Annotated in this window: 19 protein-coding genes and 1 tRNA gene; 6 read left to right on the top strand and 14 right to left on the bottom strand. The window is 58.0% G+C overall.

Annotation, left to right across the window (positions count from 1 at the left end; translation table 11 throughout):
• Positions 1-2 precede the first annotated feature (2 nt).
• From hemA to EDC30_RS07295, 6 genes are all read right to left on the bottom strand, one after another.
• On the bottom strand, positions 3-1,292 hold the full coding sequence (gene hemA / locus EDC30_RS07320) for a glutamyl-tRNA reductase (RefSeq protein ID WP_132258182.1): 1,290 nt from the start codon (positions 1,290-1,292) through the stop codon (positions 3-5).
• A gap of 150 nt (positions 1,293-1,442) precedes the next feature.
• Positions 1,443-3,845: a CHASE2 domain-containing protein gene (locus tag EDC30_RS07315; RefSeq protein ID WP_132258181.1), complete on the bottom strand. Its 2,403-nt coding sequence runs from the start codon at positions 3,843-3,845 to the stop codon at positions 1,443-1,445.
• 118 nt (positions 3,846-3,963) lie between these two features.
• Positions 3,964-5,364: a FecR domain-containing protein gene (locus EDC30_RS07310; RefSeq protein ID WP_132258180.1), complete on the bottom strand. Its 1,401-nt coding sequence runs from the start codon at positions 5,362-5,364 to the stop codon at positions 3,964-3,966.
• 68 nt (positions 5,365-5,432) lie between these two features.
• The gene (locus tag EDC30_RS07305) at positions 5,433-6,122 is read right to left on the bottom strand and encodes a response regulator transcription factor (RefSeq protein ID WP_132258179.1); all 690 of its coding nucleotides are present in this window, start codon (positions 6,120-6,122) and stop codon (positions 5,433-5,435) included.
• A 346-nt stretch (positions 6,123-6,468) separates the two neighbouring features.
• Positions 6,469-7,464, bottom strand: a complete 996-nt coding sequence (locus EDC30_RS07300) for an SDR family oxidoreductase (protein WP_132258178.1) — start codon at positions 7,462-7,464, stop codon at positions 6,469-6,471.
• 406 nt (positions 7,465-7,870) lie between these two features.
• Positions 7,871-7,946 (bottom strand) — tRNA-Phe (locus tag EDC30_RS07295).
• 134 nt (positions 7,947-8,080) lie between these two features.
• On the opposite strand from EDC30_RS07295, the gene EDC30_RS07290 reads away from it, so the two are divergent.
• The 3 genes from EDC30_RS07290 to EDC30_RS07280 all read left to right on the top strand — a co-directional run bounded on the left by EDC30_RS07290 (position 8,081) and on the right by EDC30_RS07280 (position 11,917).
• Entirely contained in the window at positions 8,081-9,277 is a 1,197-nt protein-coding gene (locus tag EDC30_RS07290) for a UbiH/UbiF family hydroxylase (protein ID WP_132258177.1), read from the top strand.
• Between the two features lie 31 nt (positions 9,278-9,308).
• Entirely contained in the window at positions 9,309-10,034 is a 726-nt protein-coding gene (locus EDC30_RS07285; protein ID WP_132258176.1) for a DsbC family protein, read from the top strand.
• Positions 10,035-10,120: 86 nt separating this feature from the next.
• Positions 10,121-11,917 (top strand): M61 family metallopeptidase, encoded by a 1,797-nt coding sequence (locus tag EDC30_RS07280; protein ID WP_132258175.1) that lies wholly within the window; start codon positions 10,121-10,123, stop codon positions 11,915-11,917.
• Positions 11,918-11,944: 27 nt separating this feature from the next.
• Here EDC30_RS07280 and trpC read toward each other — a convergent pair whose 3' ends face one another.
• From trpC to rpe, 7 genes are all read right to left on the bottom strand, one after another.
• Complete coding sequence (gene trpC, locus EDC30_RS07275; protein WP_132258174.1) at positions 11,945-12,745, bottom strand: indole-3-glycerol phosphate synthase TrpC; 801 nt, start codon at positions 12,743-12,745, stop codon at positions 11,945-11,947.
• A 38-nt stretch (positions 12,746-12,783) separates the two neighbouring features.
• Entirely contained in the window at positions 12,784-13,821 is a 1,038-nt protein-coding gene (gene trpD, locus EDC30_RS07270; protein WP_132258173.1) for an anthranilate phosphoribosyltransferase, read from the bottom strand.
• Positions 13,822-13,881: 60 nt separating this feature from the next.
• The gene (locus EDC30_RS07265; protein ID WP_132258172.1) at positions 13,882-14,226 is read right to left on the bottom strand and encodes a hypothetical protein; all 345 of its coding nucleotides are present in this window, start codon (positions 14,224-14,226) and stop codon (positions 13,882-13,884) included.
• A 19-nt stretch (positions 14,227-14,245) separates the two neighbouring features.
• Positions 14,246-14,809, bottom strand: coding sequence for an aminodeoxychorismate/anthranilate synthase component II (locus EDC30_RS07260; protein WP_132258171.1), 564 nt, complete (start codon positions 14,807-14,809; stop codon positions 14,246-14,248).
• Positions 14,810-14,934: 125 nt separating this feature from the next.
• The gene (gene trpE, locus EDC30_RS07255; protein ID WP_132258170.1) at positions 14,935-16,431 is read right to left on the bottom strand and encodes an anthranilate synthase component I; all 1,497 of its coding nucleotides are present in this window, start codon (positions 16,429-16,431) and stop codon (positions 14,935-14,937) included.
• Positions 16,432-16,650: 219 nt separating this feature from the next.
• Complete coding sequence (locus tag EDC30_RS07250) at positions 16,651-17,343, bottom strand: phosphoglycolate phosphatase (protein WP_132258169.1); 693 nt, start codon at positions 17,341-17,343, stop codon at positions 16,651-16,653.
• Positions 17,340-18,005, bottom strand: a complete 666-nt coding sequence (gene rpe / locus EDC30_RS07245; RefSeq protein WP_132258168.1) for a ribulose-phosphate 3-epimerase — start codon at positions 18,003-18,005, stop codon at positions 17,340-17,342. Before rpe ends, EDC30_RS07250 begins: the two co-directional genes overlap by 4 nt.
• Positions 18,006-18,139: 134 nt before the next feature.
• Between rpe and apaG the strand changes: the two genes are divergently transcribed.
• Both apaG and mltA read left to right on the top strand, forming a co-directional pair.
• The gene (apaG, locus tag EDC30_RS07240) at positions 18,140-18,514 is read left to right on the top strand and encodes a Co2+/Mg2+ efflux protein ApaG (RefSeq protein ID WP_132258167.1); all 375 of its coding nucleotides are present in this window, start codon (positions 18,140-18,142) and stop codon (positions 18,512-18,514) included.
• 159 nt (positions 18,515-18,673) lie between these two features.
• Positions 18,674-19,858 (top strand): murein transglycosylase A, encoded by a 1,185-nt coding sequence (gene mltA, locus EDC30_RS07235; protein WP_132258166.1) that lies wholly within the window; start codon positions 18,674-18,676, stop codon positions 19,856-19,858.
• 63 nt (positions 19,859-19,921) lie between these two features.
• Here mltA and EDC30_RS07230 read toward each other — a convergent pair whose 3' ends face one another.
• Positions 19,922-20,317 (bottom strand): bacteriohemerythrin, encoded by a 396-nt coding sequence (locus tag EDC30_RS07230; RefSeq protein ID WP_165973760.1) that lies wholly within the window; start codon positions 20,315-20,317, stop codon positions 19,922-19,924.
• A 187-nt stretch (positions 20,318-20,504) separates the two neighbouring features.
• On the opposite strand from EDC30_RS07230, the gene EDC30_RS07225 reads away from it, so the two are divergent.
• Complete coding sequence (locus tag EDC30_RS07225; protein WP_132258164.1) at positions 20,505-21,281, top strand: enoyl-CoA hydratase; 777 nt, start codon at positions 20,505-20,507, stop codon at positions 21,279-21,281.
• Positions 21,282-21,473: the final 192 nt, after the last annotated feature.

The following is a 21,473-nucleotide window of genomic DNA, read 5'->3' as shown; positions in this document are numbered from 1 at the left end:
AGCTAGCGCTTGGTGCGGAACAGATGCGGCAAGAGCGTGGCGAGGCGCGCGCGCTCGTCGCCTTGCGCTTCATGCAGGGCTTGTTGCGGGCCATGCAGGAACTTGGCAGTCAGGCCTTTCGACAGCGCTTCCAGCACGGTATCGATATCCTCGCCCTTGGCCAGCAGCTTGCGCGCGCGTTCCAGTTCGGCCAGGCGGAAAGCTTCGCTGGTCTCATGCAAGTCTTGAATCAATGGCACCACCGCGCGGCTTTCCACCCAGTGCATGAAAGAGCGCACGCGGGTTTCGATGATGGCTTCCGCCTGCGCCACGGCAGCCTGGCGGTTTTCCAGGCCAGTCTGCACTGCCGACGCCAGGTCATCCACGGTATAGAGGAAAACGTCGTTCAGGCGGCCGACCTCGGCTTCGATATCGCGCGGCACCGCCAGGTCCACCATGAACATCGGCTTGTGGCGGCGTACCTTGATGGCGCGCTCGACCATGCCCAGGCCGATGATCGGCAGGGATGAGGCAGTGGACGATACGACGATGTCAAAATTTGCCAGCTGATCCGGCAATTCCGCCAGGCGAATGGCACGGCCATCGAAGCGGCGCGCCAATGCTTCGCCACGCTCCAGGGTACGATTGGCGATGGTGAGCGATTTCGGCCGCTGGGCAGCGAAGTGCGTGGCGCACAATTCGATCATTTCCCCCGCGCCGATGAACAAGACATTCTGCTCGGTGATGGTGTCGAAAATCCGCTGCGACAGGCGCACGGCTGCCGCAGCCATCGAGACGCTCTGGGTGCCGATGGCAGTGGTGCTGCGCACTTCCTTGGCAACCGCAAAGGTGCGCTGGAACATCTGGTGCAGGTAAGTGCCGAGGCCGCCCGCCGCTTCCGCATGGCGCACGGCATCCTTCATTTGCCCGAGGATTTGCGGCTCGCCCAGCACCATGGAATCGAGCCCGGAAGCGACGCGGAAGGCGTGCCGGACGGCATGATCCTGCGGCAAGGTATAGAGATAGGGCCGCAACTCGGAATAGGAAAGCTTGTGATAGTGCGCCAGGAAATGAGCCGTGGCATCGATCGCTTCTTCGACACTGCCGGCGGCAGCGCCAGCCGCATACAGCTCGGTGCGGTTACAGGTCGATAGGATCGCTGCTTCCTTGCCGGCATCCACAAGACCATCGCGGCCAAACCATGCGCGCGCAGACGCCACTGCCTGCCGAATCTGGTCAGCAGGGAAAGCGACTTTCTCACGCAGGGAAACCGGCGCGGTGGTGTGGTTCAGACCGACGGCAAGAAATTGCATTTCGGACTATAGGTTGCAGCTAAACATAATGCAGCATTATAGCTCCTTGCACCTCAGCATGAGCAGCGACGTCGACGGTGATTCATCCGTGATGAAAGTGCTAATGTGCGGTATGCCTCTTGGCCATTCCGCTGCCGCAGGCCGTCGTGGTCATGCCGGCAAGGCACTGGGCAGGACGACGGTAAAGGTGGTGCCTTCGCCGACCTTGCTGCTGAAGCGTATTTCACCGAGATGGCGCTCGACCACGGTTTTGACGAAGACCAGCCCCAGGCCGATGCCTTCATGGCGCGGTTGGTTGGGCAACTCCAGTCGCTGGAAGCGCCGGAACAGCTTGACCTGGTCATGCGGCGCAATGCCATAGCCCTGGTCGGTAATGTTACAGATGACGTGCGGGCCTTCCAGCGTCGATTGCAGTTCGACCGTGCAGGCCACGCGCGTGCCGGCCGGACTGTAATTGATGGCATTGGAAATCAGGTTAACCAGCGCGCGCGTCATCAAGGCGCGGTCGGCCTGGACCGGATATTCCCCATCCTTGATGCTGGTAACCAGTTCGATTTGCTTGTTTTTTGCCAGCGACCACATTTCATCGGTGGCGTCGTAAAGCATTTCCTGGAAATCAACTTCTTCCAGCCGGTACTCATGCGATTCGGCGCGTGCCAGTTGCACGAAATTGTCGGCCAGCCCCAGCGTCTTGCGGGTGGCTTTTTCAATCCTGGAAAACAGTTCATCTTGCGGCAGGGCTGAGGCCGGATCGTGCTGCAGTTCCAGGAGCGCCAGGATCGATGCCTGCGGGGCACGCATGTCGTGCGACAGGAAGCGTAGGGTTTCATCGCGGCTGCGTTCAGCGGCACGGATCGGTGAAATATCGATCACGCTGACGATCCAGCCGGTCAGTTCATTGCTGGCCGAGTGGCAGGGCGCGCTCTTGACCAGCAGGTCGCGTCCCTGCGGATCGAGCGTGCTGACGCCGTCGGCAAGCAAGCGCGCATATTGCAAGTCCAGCAGTTGCCACCAGTCGAAGCGCGTGCTGATGGTTTGATTGACCGGCTCGGGCGACGCCAGCGTGGAGAACAGATAGGGCAGCAGGGCGCCCTGGATATCCTGGTGGCCTGCTAGCGCGAAGTATTCGTTGGCATGCTTGTTAGCCAGCAGAACATGGCCATCGACAGTCGTCACCAAGGTGGCGTCAGGCAGGCTGTCGAGATTGTCGGAAATAAACTGACGCAGGTCGCGCACCCTCCGCGCCGCGGTTTCCATGGCGTTCATGCGGCGTTCCAGCACATCTTCGATGATGGTATTGCTGGTGGCGAGTTCGGGCAAGACGTGCGGTTCCTGGTCCAGTCGGATGAATTCCTGGCCGAGGTAATCGATCGCCGCTTCCAGCCGGCGCCAGCTCCACAACGGATAGGAAATCAGCAGGGTCACCAGGGCTGCGCAAGGGGCGAACCAGATGCCCATCTGCAGAGCGAAATAACTCGACGCCAGTGTCAACAACAGCATGCCGACGTTAAGCAGCAGCGCCAGGCGCGGCGTCAGCATGAAATAGCCAAGCAGCGCGATCAGCACCGGGGCAATGGAAAACAATGCCGACTGCCACGGTTTGGCAATGACGATGGTTTCCTGATCGAGCAGGCTGGCCAGGATATTGGCATTGATTTCGATACCAGCCATGGCGCCGGCGCCGGCGGACACGGGAGTGGGATAGGAATCCGTCATGCCGATGGCGGTGGCGCCGATCAGCACATATTTATCCGCGAAAAACTGCGGCGGGACTTCGCCGCGCAAGACTGAGACGTAAGGAATCGAACGGAAATGGCCGTTATGGCCGGCAAACGGGATATGCAGCAGCCGGCTGCGTTGCCAATGTCCGAACTTCGTCGATTCGACAGCGCCTGGCGCAGCAGGCTGCATGCCGCCGACGAGGCGCAAGCCGGCATTTTTGGCATCGGCTTCAGCCAGTTGCAGCAATGCCAGCGAAAAGTGCGGCCACCATACGCCATTCTCGCCTTCATAGAGATAGACGCTGCGCACGACGCCGTCATTATCATGCTCCAGGTTGATATGGCCAAAGCTGCGCGCGCCTTTGGCAATATCGGCGGCCGGTAATGCCGCGCTCAAGCCGGTGCCCGCATTGGCCATCACGATCGGCAGCACGGTGCGCTGGTTATTCTTCAAGACTTCTGCCAGCGCCAGATCGCCAGACCGGCTGCCATTGGCTGGCGCCGCTTCCGGCTCGGACATGATCACATCCAGGCCGATGGCGCGCGGCTTGGCCGCGGCAATTTGCGAAATCAGTTCGGCGTGCAGCGTACGCGGCCAGGGCCAGCGGCCCAGTTGCGCCAGGCTGTAATCATCGATGGCGACGATCAGGATATCGTCACGTGCGGGGCGGCCAGTTTGCGAGAGGAACTGGTCATACACTGTCTGATCCAGGCGGCCTAATCCGGATTGCCAGCCAAGTACACCTGCCAGCAGTACCATGACCACCAGGATCGACAGCCATTCGCGTACCGCCAGGCGCCGCACCAGTGGGGAAAGCCGGTTAGAAGTCATGAAGCAGGATAGTCGACATTAGCATTCGCTGAAATAGCGGCTGGCTCGTGCGCACGTTAGCAAGCTTGCGTGCGCTGTCCGCCGGAATATGCAGTCCAGCGCTCATTGCCCGCAACGATTAGCGGGCCGCGGCGTTTTTGGCGCTGATCGGATTGCCATCATGGATGATCCACTGGTCCGTGACGACAAACGGCTGGGCCAGGGAGTACGGGCTGGCGCTGCCATCTGGATGGTTGACTTGCACGCGCGCATAATAGGTGCCGAAAGGCGGACGCGGGAAGCGTGCTTCCGGCACGGAAGTCTTGTTGGTATAGACCAGCCAGGAGAATGCCGGATCGCGCGCCACTTGTACCGTAAATTGCTGGCCCGGCGCGCCGCTCCAGCGCAACGCCAGCTGGCGGGCTTCGCCTGCCTCCACGGTAGGCGAAGCGGGCAGCGGTCCGGAAACGGCTGGCGGTGCAGAACCGATCGTAAAGGCGTGCGTGCTGGCCGGACCTTCCAGACCCAGCCTGTCGATCGCCGAGACGCGGGCATAGTAGCTGCCGTTAGGCAGGCCATCCAGCCTGAGGCGCGTATCCTTGGCGTGACCTTCCAGAAGAATGTTTTTCGCTTCCTGATCGGTGGCGATCTGGACATGGTAAGCCTGCGCGCCGGGAACCGGCGTCAGCACGAACTGGGCGCCGCTCTGTTCCTGGCGGGTCGGCGCGCTGGCCAGTTGCGGCGTCGGCGGCAGATCGACCGGCTTGCCTACTGCCTTGCCATTGGTGATGTTGCCCTGGCCAGCATTGATCATCTGGCCATCGCGGCCGTTGGGGCGGCCAACCTCGACCTTGCCGGACAAGACTTCGGTGGCAGTGCCGTTGGCGCTGATGCCGACCCGGAATTGCGTGCCGCGCACGCCGGCCACTGCCATCGGCGTACGGACTTCAAACTTGCCCTTGTTCTGTTCCAGCGGCGCGACACGGGATTCGACCTTGCCGTTCAGGAGCAGGATTTCCGTGCGCGGGCTCTTGGTGTAACGCGCCATGCGCAGCTTGGCGACGCGGATGCGGCTGTTGGAAGGCAGCGAAATGCGCGACTGGTCCGGCAGTTCCAGTGTCAGGAAGCTGTTGTTGCCGGTATCGATCTGCATGCCTTCGGTGATCTTGGCGCCCAGGCCGAGCAGCAGCGGCTGGCCTTCCTGCGTGTTGGCGGTGATGCTGCCGGACAGGGCGATGACGCGGGCCTCGCTGGGCTCATCCTGCAACAGGTCGGCAGGAATGGTGATTGGCGTGCCGATCGGTATGGCGGTATCGCTGCCGATATTGTTGACTTTGCTGAGCGCGGTCCAGTTGTCGATACGCGTCGTGAAGCGCTCGGCAATGGACATCAGCGTGTCGCCGGCGCGCGTAGCGTAGACGATGCTGGCCCGATTGACTGTGATTGGCTCGGCCCCTGATGCGTTGGCGGGTGCGGCAATGGCTGGCAGGCCGCTTGCCAAAAACAGCATCAGGAAAAATCGAAGGACGACGGTGCGCATGATGCTCCCCCCTGCGCGTGTTTTCAAACCCGTCGGGTTTGGACTCCGGGCGGGTTCGGTCAGCGCTGTTATTCAGTTATCTGTTCTAGACGATAACCGTAACTATACACTGGTGCCAGCCGAAAACCATTTTCTGGGCGCAACTGTAGCTTGCTACGCACACGTGAGACGTGCGTGTCCATGGTGCGGGAGGGAATATCCACGTCGCGCGACCACACCGCTTCGAGGATGTAGGCTCGCGACAGCGGCCGGCCGAGATTGCGGAAAAACAGCAGCGCCAGATCGAATTCCTTCTGGGTGACGTCGATAGCCTGACCATTAGCAGTCAGCTTTCCCGTGCGCGGCTCGAAGACGTATTGTCCGAACTGGATCTGTTCGGCGCTGGTCTGGTTCGGATAGGCGCGCCGCAGCAAGGCTTGCACCCGGGCAGTCAATTCACCCCGGCGGATTGGCTTGATCATGTAATCGTCGGCGCCTGCTGCCAGGCCGGCGACGATGTCATCTTCGCTCGAGCGGCTGGTCATGAACAGCACGGGCAGATTCGGATTGAGCTTTTCCCGTGCCCATTGCAGCACCTCCGGGCCGCTGAGGTCGGGTACTTGCCAATCAATGATCAATAAGTCGAAGCTTTCACGACGCAACTGGTTCAGCATTTCCTTCCCACTCTGGAAAGGATGGCAAGTATGGCCGGCCGATTTCAATACCTGGCATACCAAGTCAGTCTGGCTGTGATCATCGTCCAGTACGGCGATACGCATAAAGTTGCCTCTGTTTTAATTCTAATAACGGATATTTTGTAATCTACCAAGAATTACTTGGGACGGGTGTTTGTTAATTATGCGTTGACAATATTTAACACGCTCGCACAACAATTTGGTTACAAGCTGGCATGCTCCAGAACTTGCAAAGCTGGTTGGCGCGGCTGTGTTATTGATTCACGCAACACCATCGCCCATTGCAGTTCTGGCAAATCGCCCCGATATCCCAAGTTGAACTTGGCGGCATCGTTGCGTAGGCAGGAACGATGCCTGCCATGGCAAACCAGGTTGTTATTCAAGCCAGCTTGAATGGCTGGCCGCCGATATCGCGGTGTTGCGTCAACGTCTATCCCACGCTTCCGATTACCGGAAGAATTATGCCTGTAATGTAGCTGGCGCAGCTAGGGGAGGCGAGGAAAACGTAGGCTGGCGACACTTCTTCAGGCTGGGCTGGACGTTTCATTCCCGTGTGAGCGCCGAATTGGGCGATCTTGTCGGGCGACTGGTCGGCTGGATTCAATGGCGTCCACACCGGGCCGGGAGCAACGGCATTGACCCGAATTCCACGCGACATCAGGTTTGCCGCCAACGACTTTGTGAAGGCATGAATGGCGCCTTTAGTGGCGGAATAGTCCAGCAATACGGGATTGCCGAACAGTCCGGTTTCGGAACCGGTATTGATGATGGATGCGCCGGTTTTCAAATGTGGAAGCGCCGCCCTGGCCATATTGAAGTAGCCGTAGAGGTTGGTGCGGATCGTCATATCGAAATGTTCATCCGTAATCTCTTCCAGCGAAGACGCGTGTTCCTGAAAAGCGGCGTTATTGACGAGCACATCGAGCTTGCCGAATGTATCCACCGTCTTTTTGACGGCGTCATTGCAAAACGCCGGGTCGCGCACATCCCCCGAAATCAGCAAGCAGCGCCGTCCTTCCTTTTCAATGCAGCGCCGCGTCTCTTCAGCATCGCCATGCTCGTTCAAATAGAGTACCGCCACATCCGCGCCTTCGCGCGCAAACAAGACGGCAACGGCGCGGCCGATTCCCGAATCGCCCCCGGTCACGATGGCGGCCATGCCCTGCAATTTCCCACTGCCCTTATAGTCGCTTGCCATGAAGCGGGGCGGCGGATCGAGTTCGGATTCCAGTCCAGGCTTGGCCAGATGTTTCTTGGGGAATGGCGGTTCCGGTTGCTTGGTAGAGCCTGCCTGGATTGCACCTTCGCTGGAAGGGCTTTGTTTTGATGATTGCTTGCTTTCACGCGCATCGGAATCCAGTTGGATCTGGCGTTGCGCTTCTGCTGTCGTCTCCGCTGATTGACGATATGAATCTTCCGATGCCATGTCAGTCTCCTGGGAAAAACTGATGTGAATGTTGACAAAATTCTCTTGTCAATATGTCTGGAATCAGTCGCAAAGGTTCCGATATGACGCGAATTTGGAATAGGCCCCCTGAAGCTTATCGATTGGAGCTTCGTGCAAAAAATTTCTCGATCGGTATTTCCGGATGAACGATATATCAGCATGGCCGCAGTGTTCATCGCAGAATCAGATGGGCGAGCAAGGCTCCAGTACATGACGTGACGCATGCGCGAGGCTAGGTGCTCGGCGGGGTAGCGTGGTTGGCGCTGGAAAACTGCTGGTGAAAGCGCTGCCGGTGCATGGCGAGGGCGCAATGCATAAATCGCTCGCGTGCGATTGGATGACTGGAAATGAAAAAGGGCTTAGCCGAAGCTAAGCCCTTAATTCTTGGTGGCCCGGGGCGGAATCGAACCACCGACACAAGGATTTTCAATCCTCTGCTCTACCAACTGAGCTACCAGGCCAAGACCTGCGAGTATAGCAAATGTATTTGTTTCCGCAAAGAGTGATTTGAAAAAATGGGGCAAAAAAGTGTCGCCCGCTATAATGTGAGCCCAAGAAGCTTCATTTTTTCTACTTTTCGACGGCGCATAACACCATGGAATTGCAAACCGATGTTTGTATTGTCGGCAACGGGGCTATCGGCAAGGTGGCTGCCCTCGGCTTGGCACAAAGCGGCCTGCGGGTAAGTCTGCTGTGCGGTGCTGCTACGCCTGCTTCAGGATCGGCGGATGCGCCATGGGATGTGCGCGTGTATGCCATCAATCATGTCGCCCGCACGCTGCTATCTTCGGTGAAAGTCTGGGGTGCCCTTCATCCCGAGCGCATTGCCGCCGTCGATGCCATGGATATCCGCGGTGACGGCGCAGAAAAAGCCGGGCATCTGGTATTCGATTCTTACGGCGCGCGCGTTGGCGAGCTGGCATGGATCATTGAAGATGCCAACCTGAACCAGGCGCTGGATGCGGCGCTGAAATTCGCCTCGAACGTCCAGCTGGTTCAGGGGCGTGCCGTGCGCCTGGAAACTGACGCCGATTATGCCCGTGTCACGTTGGAGAATGGCGACACGCTCCAGGCTCCCTTGCTGGTCGGCGCGGATGGCGCGCATTCGTGGGTGCGCCATCAATGCGAGATTGGCATGGATTACCGTTCTTACGGCCAGCGCGCCGTCGTGACCAATTTTGCCTGCGAAAAGCCCCATCGCGGCGTGGCCTATCAATGGTTTACTTCGGAAGAAGGTATCATCGCCTTGTTGCCTTTGCCCGGCGAGCGTGTGTCGCTGGTATGGTCGGCACCGGAAGTGCTGGCGCAGCGCTTGTTGTCCGAACCGCTGGAGCAATTGGCGCAACGGCTGGATCATTATTGCGGCAGCGTGCTCGGCCGCCTGACTCCTTTGGAGCCGCAGGCAGTCAAGGCTTTTCCGCTGGCGCTGATCCGTCCACACGCCATCACCGCTCCGCGGGTTGCCTTGATCGGCGATGCGGCGCATGTCGTACACCCGCTGGCGGGGCATGGCATGAACCTGGGATTTGGCGACGTCGCTGAGCTGTTGAAAGTCGTGGCCGGCCGTGAAGTGCAGCGCGATTGCGGTGATGCCCGCGTGCTGGCGCGCTATGCGCGTGCACGAAAAGAAGATATCTTGCTCATGCAATTGGCGACCGATGGACTGGAGCGGCTATTCTCCAGCAATTTCGAACCTTTGCGCATCGCCCGCAATCTTGGATTAAACTTGGTGAATCGCTTGCCCGGCATAAAAAGGCAGCTAATCTCTCATGCGCTCGGCCGTCAGTCTTGATGACAGTGCACTCATATCGATTAGGAATTTCATGAAAAGTATCAAACTGGCAGCAGTCGCCCTGTTCAGCATAGCCTGTACATCAGCCGTCGGTCAAAGCGCGGAAGAGGCTGCGGTGAAAAAGCTGATCGAGCCGCGCCTGGGCGAACGCGCCAAGGTGGTCTCGGTTACCCGCACGCCGTATTCCGGTTTGTTCGAGGTGCGCACCAATAATAATGACATCCTGTATACCGACAAAAAGGCGCAATACCTCTTCGTCGGTAACATCATCGATACCACGACGTATCAGAATTATACGAAGGCGCGCACCGATGAAATTTCCAAGATCAAGTTTTCCGACCTGCCTTTCGATTCCGCCCTCAAGATGGTCAAGGGGAATGGCAAGCGCGTGATGGCCATCTTCGAAGATCCGAATTGCGGTTATTGCAAGCGCTTCCGCCATACCTTGCAAGAGATGGATAACGTGACGGTCTATACCTTCATGTACAACATCTTGTCCGAGGATTCCGGCGTCAAATCGAAAAATATCTGGTGCAGCCCCGACCGGGCGAAGGCCTGGGATGAGTGGATGTTGAATGGGAAGGCGCAGGCTCCTGCGCCGGAGAGCTGCCTGACCAACCCGAACGAGAAAATTTTCGAACTGGGCCAAAAGCTGAAAATTACCGGTACGCCGACCATCTTCTTTGCCGATGGCTCGCGCATTCCGGGCGCCGTCGACCTGAAAACGGTTGAAGCCAAGCTGGCAACGATCAAGTAAATCTGTTGTCTTGACTGCTCGCCGCCATGGCGCCCGGGATCTGATTCGATTCCGCGCCATGGCGGTTTTTCTTTGGGACGCCTGTCATGAAAAAAAATATCCTCTACACGATTACGCCAAAAGACCTGGCTGGACATTTGTTTGATGTGACGGTCACGGTCGCCGCTCCGGATAAAGAGGGGCAAATCTTTTCATTGCCCGCCTGGATACCCGGCAGTTACATGATCCGTGAATTCGCGCGCAATATCGTCCAGATCCGCGCTGAATCGCAAGGGCAGGCCGTCGCCTTGCATAAGATCGACAAACACACTTGGCAAGCCGCACCGGTGGCCGGCCCGCTGGTGTTACATTATGAAGTGTATGCCTGGGACTTGTCGGTGCGCGCCGCTCATCTCGATCAAACCCATGGCTTCTTCAATGGCAGCAGCGTATTCCTGTGTGTCGACGGCCAGGAAAATGTGCCGCACATCGTGGATATCCGTCGTCCGGATGATGAGGTCTGCCGCAGCTGGCGCGTGGCGACTGCGCTTTCCGAACTGAAAGCCAAGCGCTATGGCTTTGGCACCTATGTCGCAGCCAATTACGATGAGCTCATCGACCATCCGGTTGAGATGGGTAATTTCGCTTTGGCGACCTTCAAGGCGCATGGCGTGCCGCACGATATCGTAATCACCGGCCGCGTGCCCAATCTCGACATGAAGCGGCTTGCCGACGATTTGAAAAAGGTGTGCGAAGCGCAGATTGCCCTGTTCGAGCCAAAGAGCCAGCACGCACCGATGCGACGCTATGTCTTCATGACGCTGGCGGTCGGCGATGGTTACGGCGGGCTGGAACACCGCGCGTCGACGGCGCTGATTTGCTCGCGCAACGATTTGCCGGTGATCGGCAAAAAGGACATGACCGATGGCTATCGCACTTACCTGGGCTTGTGTAGCCATGAGTATTTCCATACCTGGAACGTCAAGCGCATCAAGCCGGAAGTCTTCGCGCCCTATGATCTGCGCGTGGAAAACTACACCACGCTATTGTGGCTGTTCGAAGGCTTCACCAGTTATTACGATGACCTGATGCTGGTGCGCGCCGGCCTGATCGATGAAAAGGAATACTTCAGACTGCTGGGGAAAACTATCAATGGCGTCCTGCGCGGCAGCGGCCGTACCAAGCAAAGCGTGGCGCAATCGAGCTTCGATGCCTGGGTCAAATACTACCGCCAGGATGAGAACGCGCCCAACGCCATCGTCAGTTACTACACCAAGGGCTCGCTGGTCGGGCTGGCGCTGGACCTTACCATCCGCGCCCAGACAAAAGGCAAGAAGTCCCTGGACGACGTGATGCGCGCCTTGTGGCAGCGTTATGGCCGCGATTTTTACGAGGATGGCGCGGAATCCGGCCGCGGCGTCACCGAAGCCGAAGTCGAAGCGCTGTTCGATGAAGTCACCGGCCTGGCGCTCAAGCGCACCTTGCGGCGCTTCGTGCATGGCACCGACGATCTGCCGCTGGCAAAACTCCTGTCGCCGTTTGGCGTCATGCTGGCCGATAGCGGCAAGGAAACCAAGCCTTCGCTCGGTGCGCGTATCGCCAAGGATGGCAATGACGCCAAATTGGCGAGCGTGTATGAAGGCGGTACGGCGCATCGTGCCGGATTGTCAGCCGGCGACGTGCTGGTGGCGATCGATGGCTTGCGCGTTAATGCATCCAATCTCGATGGTTTGCTCGGAAGGCTCCGTCTTGGAGACGCCGTGACGATTCACGCCTTCCGGCGCGACGAGTTGTTTAGCGTGGAAGCGGTGCTGGCTGCCGATGATGCGCCACAGGCCAGCCTGACGACGGAAATGAAACCGGCCGCGGCAGCCCGCTTGCGCGCAGACTGGCTCGGCCGGTAAGAGGGCGAGAACGGGGCGGAGCGGAGCTTAGCCGAACAGGCGGCTCAACTCCAGTCCCGGATCGGGCGCGCGCATGAATGCCTCGCCCACGAGGAAGGCATGGACGTCGGCGTCACGCATGCGCTTGACGTCGTCTGGTCCAATAATGCCGGATTCCGTGACCACCAGTTTCTCGCTTGGAATGCGCGGCAGGAAATCGATGGTCGTCTGCAACGACGTTTCGAATGTGCGCAGGTTGCGGTTGTTGATGCCTAGCAGAGCCGTCTTGAGCTTGAGCGCGGCATCCAGTTCGGCGCCGTCGTGGACTTCCACCAGCACGCTCATGCCCAATTCAAGTGCGCAAGCTTCCAGCTCCGCCATCAAGCCATGGTCGAGCGCTGCGACAATCAGCAGAATGCAATCAGCGCCCCACGCGCGGGCCTGATAGACCTGATAGGGATCGATCATGAAATCCTTGCGCAGAACCGGCAGCGCGCAAGCCTGGCGCGCTTGCTGCAGGTATTCCGGCTTCCCTTGAAAAAACTGCTCATCGGTTAGCACGGAGAGGCAAGCTGCGCCATGCTTTTCATAGGTTGCCGCGATTTCGGCGGGATTGAAATTCGGCCGCAGGATGCCTTTGGAGGGCGATGCTTTTTTTACTTCCGCGATGACTCCGGCGCCCCCGGCGGCAATCTTGGCGCGCAAAGCTGTCTCGAAGCCGCGTAATTCGGCACGCAATTGCTGATTGTTTTCCACTTCGCGCCGCAGGCTGGCGAAGTCCTGGTACTTCTTGGCGGCAGCAACTTCTTCTGCCTTCACCGCCAAAATTTTATCGAGAATATCGGACATGGCTTAATTAAAATAAACGAGCTGGATGTGAACCGGGTTCAGGTTGTGCGAGCGAGCTCTTGTGTGACTTTCACGAATTCTTCCATCTTGGCGCGTGCCGCACCGGAAGCCAGGGCTTCCTTGGCTTTGGCAAGGCCGTCGGCAATGGATGATGCCACGCCTGCTGCATACAGCGCCGTGCCGGCATTCAAAGCAACGATGTCGCGCACCGGGCCCGGCTTGTTATCGAGCGCTTCGAGCATTTTTATTTTCGACTCGGCTGCGCTGGCGACCTTCAGGTTGCGGGTTGCTGACATCGGCAAGCCGAAGTCTTCCGGATGAATTTCATATTCGCGGATTTCGCCATCGATCAGCTCGCCCACCATGGTGCCGGCGCCCAGCGTGACTTCATCCAGGTTGTCGCGCCCCCATACGACGACGGCGCGCTTGGCTCCCAGGCGTTGCAGCACGCGCACTTGGATGCCAACCAGGTCAGGATGGAACACGCCCATCAGGATATTGGCCGCGCCCGCCGGGTTGGTCAGTGGCCCGAGGATATTGAAGATAGTGCGCACGCCCAGTTCCTTGCGCACCGGCGCGGCGTGCTTCATGGCCGCATGATGGTTCGGTGCAAACATGAAGCCGATGCCGCTGCGCTCGATCGATTGCGCTACCTGTTCAGGCTTGAGATTGATGTGCGCGCCCAGTGCTTCCATGGCATCGGCGCTGCCGGATGAAGACGACACGCTGCGTCCTCCGTGCTTGGCGACATGGCCGCCAGCCGCCGCCACCGCGAAGAGGGCAGTGGTGGAAATATTGAAGGTATGCGCGCCATCACCGCCGGTGCCGACGATATCGAGCAGCTTGTCCGGGTTGGTGACTTCTACCTTGGTCGCGAATTCACGCATGACCTGGGCCGCTGCCGCGATTTCCCCGACCGTCTCTTTCTTCACTCGCAAACCCATGGTCAGTGCGGCGATCATCACCGGTGACATTTCCCCGCTCATGATCTGGCGGAATAGCGACAGCATCTCGTCATGGAAAATCTCGCGGTGCTCGATGCAGCGCAATAAGGCTTCTTGCGGGGTTATGGGCATTGGATGCTCCTGAAAAATCTGGTTGGTCAATGCGTCGCGCGGTAGCTTGATGCGGCGCGCTTATTCCATGAAACGCTTCAGCTCCGCGGCGTGGGCATCGTTCATGTCGGCGATGCAGGCGCGGCGCTCAAGCGGGTCGGTTTGTTTGCGGCACAAGGTGTTACGTTCGTGAACATGGCGCGCTTCCAGCTTGCGATATTCGCGCATGCGGCTGCGACGCTTGCCGCTGCGGGTTTCTTCGCTTACCGCCTCGCGTGTCGTGTTGCTCAAGTTGCGTAAGTGGTTCGTCGAACGAAGCTGAGCGGTTTCGACACATAAGGCTATGTCGGCCTCGGCCTGTTTCTGTGCCCGGCAATCGTCGAGCGCACTTGCGCTTGCGGCAGTCACTGCCAGCAGCATGCTCAAGAACAGCGCCTGGCGCATCTCAGGCCGTCAAAAAGTTCTTCAGCAACGCGTGTCCGTGCTCGGAGAGAATCGACTCCGGATGGAATTGCACGCCTTCGATGGCAAATTCCTTGTGGCGCACGCCCATGATTTCGCCATCTTCCGTCCAGGCCGTCACTTCCAGGCAATCCGGCAGCGAAGCGCGCTCGATGGCCAGCGAATGGTAACGGATCACGGTAAAGGGATCCGGCAAATCCTTGAATACGCCGGCGCCGGTATGTTCGATCGTCGAAGTCTTGCCATGCATGACCTCCTTGGCACGCACCACCTTGCCGCCGAATGCTGCGCCGATGCTTTGGTGTCCCAGGCACACGCCTAATATCGGCAATTTACCGGCAAACTGCTGCAGCACCGGCACGGAAATGCCCGCTTCATGCGGCGTGCAGGGGCCCGGTGAAATGCAGATGCGCGTTGGATTCAACTTTTCAATGTCTTCCAGCGTGATTTCATCATTGCGGAAGGTGCGCACATCTTCACCCAGTTCGCCAAAATACTGCACCAGGTTATAGGTGAAGGAATCGTAGTTGTCGATCATGAGCAGCATCTCAGTTTCCTCCATCCAGACCATCTCGCACTTGCTCAGCCGCGCGCAGCACGGCGCTATTTTGGCTTCGGCCGCTTCGCTTAACCTGCGCCGAAATAAAGCTCGCTTGCACAATATTTACCATCTTAGTTACCTCCATCCAAGCCATCCTGCACCTGTTCAGCGGCTCTAAGTACTGCGCGAGCTTTATTTTCCGTTTCCTGCCATTCCATTTCTGGCACGGAATCAGCGACCACGCCGGCGGCTGCCTGCACATACAGCATGCCATCCTTGATCACGCCGGTGCGGATCGCGATTGCCAGATCCATTTCGCCGCCAAACGATAGATATCCGCAGGCGCCGCCATAGATGCCGCGCTTGACCGGTTCCAGCTCGTCGATCAATTCCATCGCCCGCACTTTTGGTGCGCCCGACAGGGTGCCGGCCGGGAAGGTGGCCTTGAGCACATCCAGGTTCGACATGCCATCGCGCAGCGTGCCTTCAACATTCGAGACGATGTGCTGCACGTGCGAATACTTTTCAATCACGAACTTGTCGGTGACCTTGACGCTGCCGATGTCGGCAATGCGGCCGATATCGTTGCGCGCCAGGTCGATCAGCATCACGTGTTCGGCGATTTCCTTCGGATCGGCCAGCAATTCCTCGGCCAGCTGCAAGTCAAGCTCCGGTGTCGCGCCGCGCGGGCGGGTACCGGCCAGCGGACGAATGGTCACCTTCTTCTTGCCATCTGGTGTCGATTCGTTACGCACCAGGATCTCCGGCGAAGCGCCAACGATCTGCATGTCGCCGAAGTTGTAGTAATACATGTAAGGCGAAGGATTCAGCGAGCGCAGCGCGCGGTACAGCGACAGCGGCGAATCCACGTAGGGCTTCTTGATACGCTGGCCAACCTGCACCTGCATCAAGTCACCGGCCATGATGTATTCCTTGGCCTTGACGACCGCCTTGAGGAAATCTTCCTTGGCAAAGTCACGGATCGATTCCGTGCGCACCGATGCCGACGTCACCGGCACATCGACCGCGCGGCGCAGCATGGCGCGCAAGTCTTTCAGGCGTTGCTGTGCCTTGGCATAGGCTTCGGGCTTCGATGGATCGGCATAGACAATCAGATACAGCTTGCCCGACAAATTGTCGATGACGGCCAGCTCTTCCGTCACCAGTAGTTGAATTTCCGGCAAACCCAGCTCATCCGGCGGCGCCGTATCTTCCAGGCGCTTTTCAATGTAGCGCACGGCGTCATAACCGAAATAGCCGGCCAGCCCACCGCAGAAGCGCGGCATGCCAGGCCTGACTGCTACCTTGTAGCGCGACTGGAATTGCGCGATGAATTCGAGCGGATTGCCCTCATGGGTTTCAATAATTTCGTCATTGCGTACCACTTCAATACGCTTGCCGATGCTGCGCAACAGGGTCGTTGCCGGCAAACCGATGAAGGAATAGCGGCCGAAACGCTCGCCACCCACCACTGACTCAAGGAGGAAGGAATTCTTGCCAGCCTGCTGCGGCTGTGCCAGTTTCAGGTAAAGCGTAAGCGGCGTTTCCAGGTCGGCGAATGCTTCGGCGATCAGCGGAATGCGGTTGTAGCCTTGCGTGGCCAGTGATTTGAATTCGAGTTCAGTCATGTTCCTCTCCAGGCGCTATTGTAAAACGGACGGGCAATAGCGCGGAAATTCTGTCAAAAAACGTCGCCAATTCCGCAAAAGGAATTGGCGGCAATCGGCTTACAGAGCCCGGGATTGCCAGCGTCGCCATAGCCAGGCCTCAAAGGTGCCGGGCGATGCGATGTCACGTTTTTTAACGAGGAACATGCTGTTTAATAAAGTGCTGAGAGACTCAGGGATTCAGACAGAAATCAGATTGGATGCTTCCAATAGTGAAGAAACTATACCATCCGAATCAACTTCTTGTATAGCCTGCCCATGATTGTACCCATACGGCACAGTCAGCACGCGGCAACCGGCCGCGCGTGCCGCCCTGGCATCGTTGGAAGAATCGCCGATGGCGACCACCTGCACCGGGCTTAGTCCGAAATCGGCGCAAACCTGCAGCAGAGGTTCGGGATCCGGTTTCTTTTTTGGCAAAGAGTCACCACCGTACACGACTTCAAAGAATGGTCGCAGGCCAGTCTTCTCCAGCAACGGTAAAGCAAATGCAACCGGCTTATTCGTCACGCAAGCCAGGCGCAAACCCTTGCCGCGTAATGCTTCCAATCCTTCGTGCACTTCCGGATAGATGCTGCTGTACTCGCCATTGATCGCATGATAATGGCGCTGATAGGCACTGAGCGCGGCATCGAAATGGTCTTCCACTTCGTTTGCGCCGTAATCGACCGCCAGCACTCGCCGCATCAGGTTTTCGGTGCCCTTGCCGACGAAATTCTTGATGGTGTCAATATCCAGCGGCGCAAGCGACAGTTCCCCACGCATACGGTTGATTGCCACATGAAAGTCTGGCGCCGTGTCCACCATGGTGCCGTCAAGGTCGATGATGGCGGCGCGAATGCCGGCCAGCAGCAAAGGCTCGCGCGCCGTCATACCGCAGCCAATTCCTTGCGCATGGCATCGATCACGGCCTTGTAATCCGGCTTGCCGAAAATCGCCGAGCCTGCCACGAAGGTATCGGCGCCGGCGCGTGCAGCTTCCGCGATATTCTCGATCTTGATGCCGCCGTCGACTTCCAGCATGATGTCGCGCCCCGAGTCATCGATCAGGCGGCGCACCGCGGCGATTTTCTTCAAAGTGTGTGGAATGAAGGATTGTCCGCCGAAGCCGGGGTTAACCGACATGAGCAGGATGATGTCCAGTTTGTCCATCACGTGCTCGAGGTAATGCAATGGCGTGGCCGGATTGAATACGAGCCCGGCCTTGCAGCCATGGTCGCGGATCAGTTGCAGGCTGCGGTCGATATGTTCGGAAGCTTCCGGGTGAAAGGTGATGATGTTAGCGCCGGCCTTGGCAAAGTCGGGAATGATGCGATCCACCGGCTTGACCATCAGGTGCACATCGATCGGCACTTCCACATGCGGGCGGATCGCCTGGCAGACGAGCGGACCGACGGTCAGGTTCGGCACGTAATGGTTGTCCATCACGTCAAAGTGAATGATATCGGCGCCGGCGGCGACTACATTGCGCACTTCCTCGCCCAGGCGGGCAAAGTCGGCGGAAAGAATACTGGGAGCGATACGGTAGCTTGGCATAATCAAGTTCTTTCAAGGAATCCGCTATTTTACCGCCGGGCTTGAGATTATTCCTTGCATCGCCCCGGAATTTGGTGTGCAATCACCGGATTCTTTTTGTTAAAAATGCATCTGGTACAAATATTGGGGAATGTATGGCAGCTTATGAATTGACGGTATCGGTGCGCACGCGCTATCTGGAAGAGCAATCCGAACCCGAACGTTCCCAATATGCATTTGCCTACACGATCACCATCCGCAATACCGGGCAAATCGCCTCCCAGCTAATTTCCCGCCATTGGGTCATCACCGATGCCACCAATCATATTGAGGAAGTGCGCGGCCTCGGCGTAGTCGGACAGCAGCCCTTGCTGCAGCCGGGCGAGCAATTCGAATACACCAGCGGTGCCACGCTCAAAACACCCCATGGCTCGATGAGGGGCGAATACTTTTGCGTCGCCGAAGATGGCGCGCAATTCACGGCCACGATTCCGGAATTTGTTTTATCCTTGCCGCGCACCCTGCATTGATCATTGATTATTGCTGTCGGTCGTCCGGCTGCTTGTTCGGCTCCTGGGCGGGCGGGTTCGGTTTTTTCGCCGATGGCAGAGTCCACCATACAATAAACACTAATAGAAACAAGGCCACGCCGGCCTCCAGCAGTAACAGCCACATCGTCTTGACCCACCATGAAATTGAATCGCATCAGTTTACTCGTATCCGCCGTCGGCGTCGCCTTAGGCATGCTGGCATGTACCACCGTGCCGCCGGAAACCAAACCGGTTCCCGAACAGCCGCCTGTCAAACCCGTGGAGACGTTGAAGCCGGTTAGCTTTGCCGACTTGCCGGGATGGCAGCAGGATGACTTGCGCCAGGCATGGCCGGCTTTTCTGGCATCGTGCCAGGCCATGATCAAGAAGCCCGACTGGAAAGAGCCCTGTGAAGTGGCCCGTGACGTCAACGCAAGCGATGCCAAGGCGATGCGCGTTTTCCTGGAAAGCTTCTTCGTCCCGCATCGTATTGCCAACGCCGATGGCACCGAACAGGGCATGGTGACAGGCTATTACGAACCATTGCTGCGTGGTGCCCGCAAGCGCGGCGGCCCCTATCAAACGCCTTTGCATGCTGTGCCAGATGATTTGCTGGTGATCGATCTCGGCAGCGTCTATCCCGAACTGAAAAACATGCGGCTGCGCGGCAAGCTGGTCGGACGCAAGGTTCTGCCGTATCCCACGCGCGGCGAAATGGATCAGGCCAATGCGCTGGCCGGGAAAGAATTGCTCTGGGTGGATGACCCGGTGGAAGCCTTTTTCCTGCAAGTCCAGGGATCGGGGCGTGTGCAATTAACCGATACCAAGGAAACAGTGCGTCTTGCCTACGCAGACCAGAATGGTCATCCTTACAGGTCAATCGGCCGTTATCTGGTCGACAAGGGCGAGATGACGCTGGCGCAGGCATCTGCGCAAAGCATCAAGGCATGGGTGGCGGCCAACCCGGCGCGGCGCCAGGAAGTCCTGAATGCCAACCCCAGCTATGTGTTTTTCAGAGAAGAGAAATTGGCTGATCCGCAAGTGGGCCCCAAAGGGGCGCTCGGCGTGCCGCTGACATCGCAGCGCTCCATCGCCGTCGATCCGCAATTCATTCCCTTGGGCGCGCCTGTATTTCTGGCCACTTCGGAACCGAATTCGGAGCGGCCAATGCAACGGCTGATGATGGCGCAGGATACTGGCGGTGCGATCCGTGGCGCGGTAAGGGCTGATTTTTTCTGGGGCTTTGGCGCTGCAGCCGGCGAAAGCGCCGGCAAAATGAAGCAGTCAGGCCGGATGTGGGTGTTGCTGCCAAAACTGCCTGCGGTGCTGCGCGCAACACGCTGATTGGCTGCGCGGGTTCGCTAATCAATGAGTGAGCTAATCGTAATCAATGGATGGGCTAATTGCTCAGGTAAGCGCGGCCACCCTTAACTCGCGAGCAAGCGCGCTATCCATGGTTGAAGCATGAAAATGAAGCCATTCCGGCAAAAGATTCTCGACAATATTACGGCCGAATTGCGTATTGCCGCCGCGAAGCTGCGTGCGGCCGTGATACAAGGTGTCCAGAATGCTCGCATGCTGTTCCCGGTGATGCTTCAATTCAGGAAAGCGGATTTCTTCCATCCATCTTTCTTCCGCCCGAAAGATCCGCTCCAGCTTGGCAAGAAAAACGTCATACCGCTCCTGAAATTCCGCATCCTTTGAGGCCGGCAAACGCATCAATGCCTTGGCAACATCGTGATGTAGAGCATCCATATAGGTTGCTCCTTCCGAAATCCTTGAAAGCCAGAAGTGGAATGTCATGGGAGATCCGGTGAGGGTTGGATTATTGCCAGTGCGTGCATATGGTAGGGGTTCTGTAGTGCCGACCCTTGAGCACTCGCAAACGAAACGAACCCGGATAGACCGCCACTTTGCCAAAAAAATCGATTCCAACGAAACAAAAGCCTACAATTCAGCATTCATACTTTATTAACTAAGAGGGGAACGGATGGACTACGCCAATATCCTTGTTGAAGTCCAAGGGAGAGTCGGACTGATTCGCTTGAATCGACCCAAGGCACTGAATGCGCTGAACGACGACCTCATGAACGAGCTTGGTCAGGCGCTGCTGAACTTTGATGCCGATGACGCAATTGGCTGCATCGTCTTGACGGGCAGCGAAAAGGCCTTTGCCGCCGGCGCCGATATCACGCTGATGGCGAACTACAGTTACATGGACGCTTACAAGGGCGATTACATTACCCGCAACTGGGAAACGATCCGGCGCATCCGCAAACCCGTGATCGCTGCCGTCGCTGGCTATGCGCTGGGAGGCGGTTGCGAGCTTGCCATGATGTGCGATTTCATTATCGCTGCAGACAATGCCAAGTTTGGCCAGCCGGAAATCAAGCTCGGCATCATTCCTGGCGCCGGCGGCACCCAGCGCTTGCCGCGAGCCGTATCCAAGGCCAAGGCCATGGATCTGTGTTTGACGGCCAGGATGATGGACGCCGCGGAAGCCGAGCGTGCCGGGTTGGTGTCGCGGATCGTTGCTGCCGACAAGCTGCTCGACGAGGCAATGGACGCCGCAACCGTAATCGCCGGCATGTCGCTGCCGATCGTCATGATGGTCAAAGAGTCCGTCAATCGCGCCTACGAAACGACGCTGTCCGAGGGCGTCCAGTTCGAGCGCCGGCAATTCCATGCCACTTTCGCAACGGAAGACCAAAAAGAGGGAATGCGCGCATTTCTTGAAAAACGTCCCCCAAACTTTACGCACAAGTAGTACAATAGCGGGCTCTGCACATGAGCCGCAAGGCAAGTGTGCAAGACGAGAGTCTCAAGTAGACAAGCCCGAAAAAGGGAGTTGACGAAAACGAGACAGTGCTTCATAATCTCGTTTCTCTGCTGCTGACGAACACGACGCTTCGCAGCAACGCTGAAAGCACAGCGGGGCAGGTAGGATGATCTTTAACAA

The sequence above is a fragment of the Paucimonas lemoignei genome, assembly GCF_004342585.1.
GTDB lineage: Bacteria > Pseudomonadota > Gammaproteobacteria > Burkholderiales > Burkholderiaceae_D > Paucimonas > Paucimonas lemoignei.
This window is presented reverse-complemented; position numbering and strand designations above follow the sequence as displayed.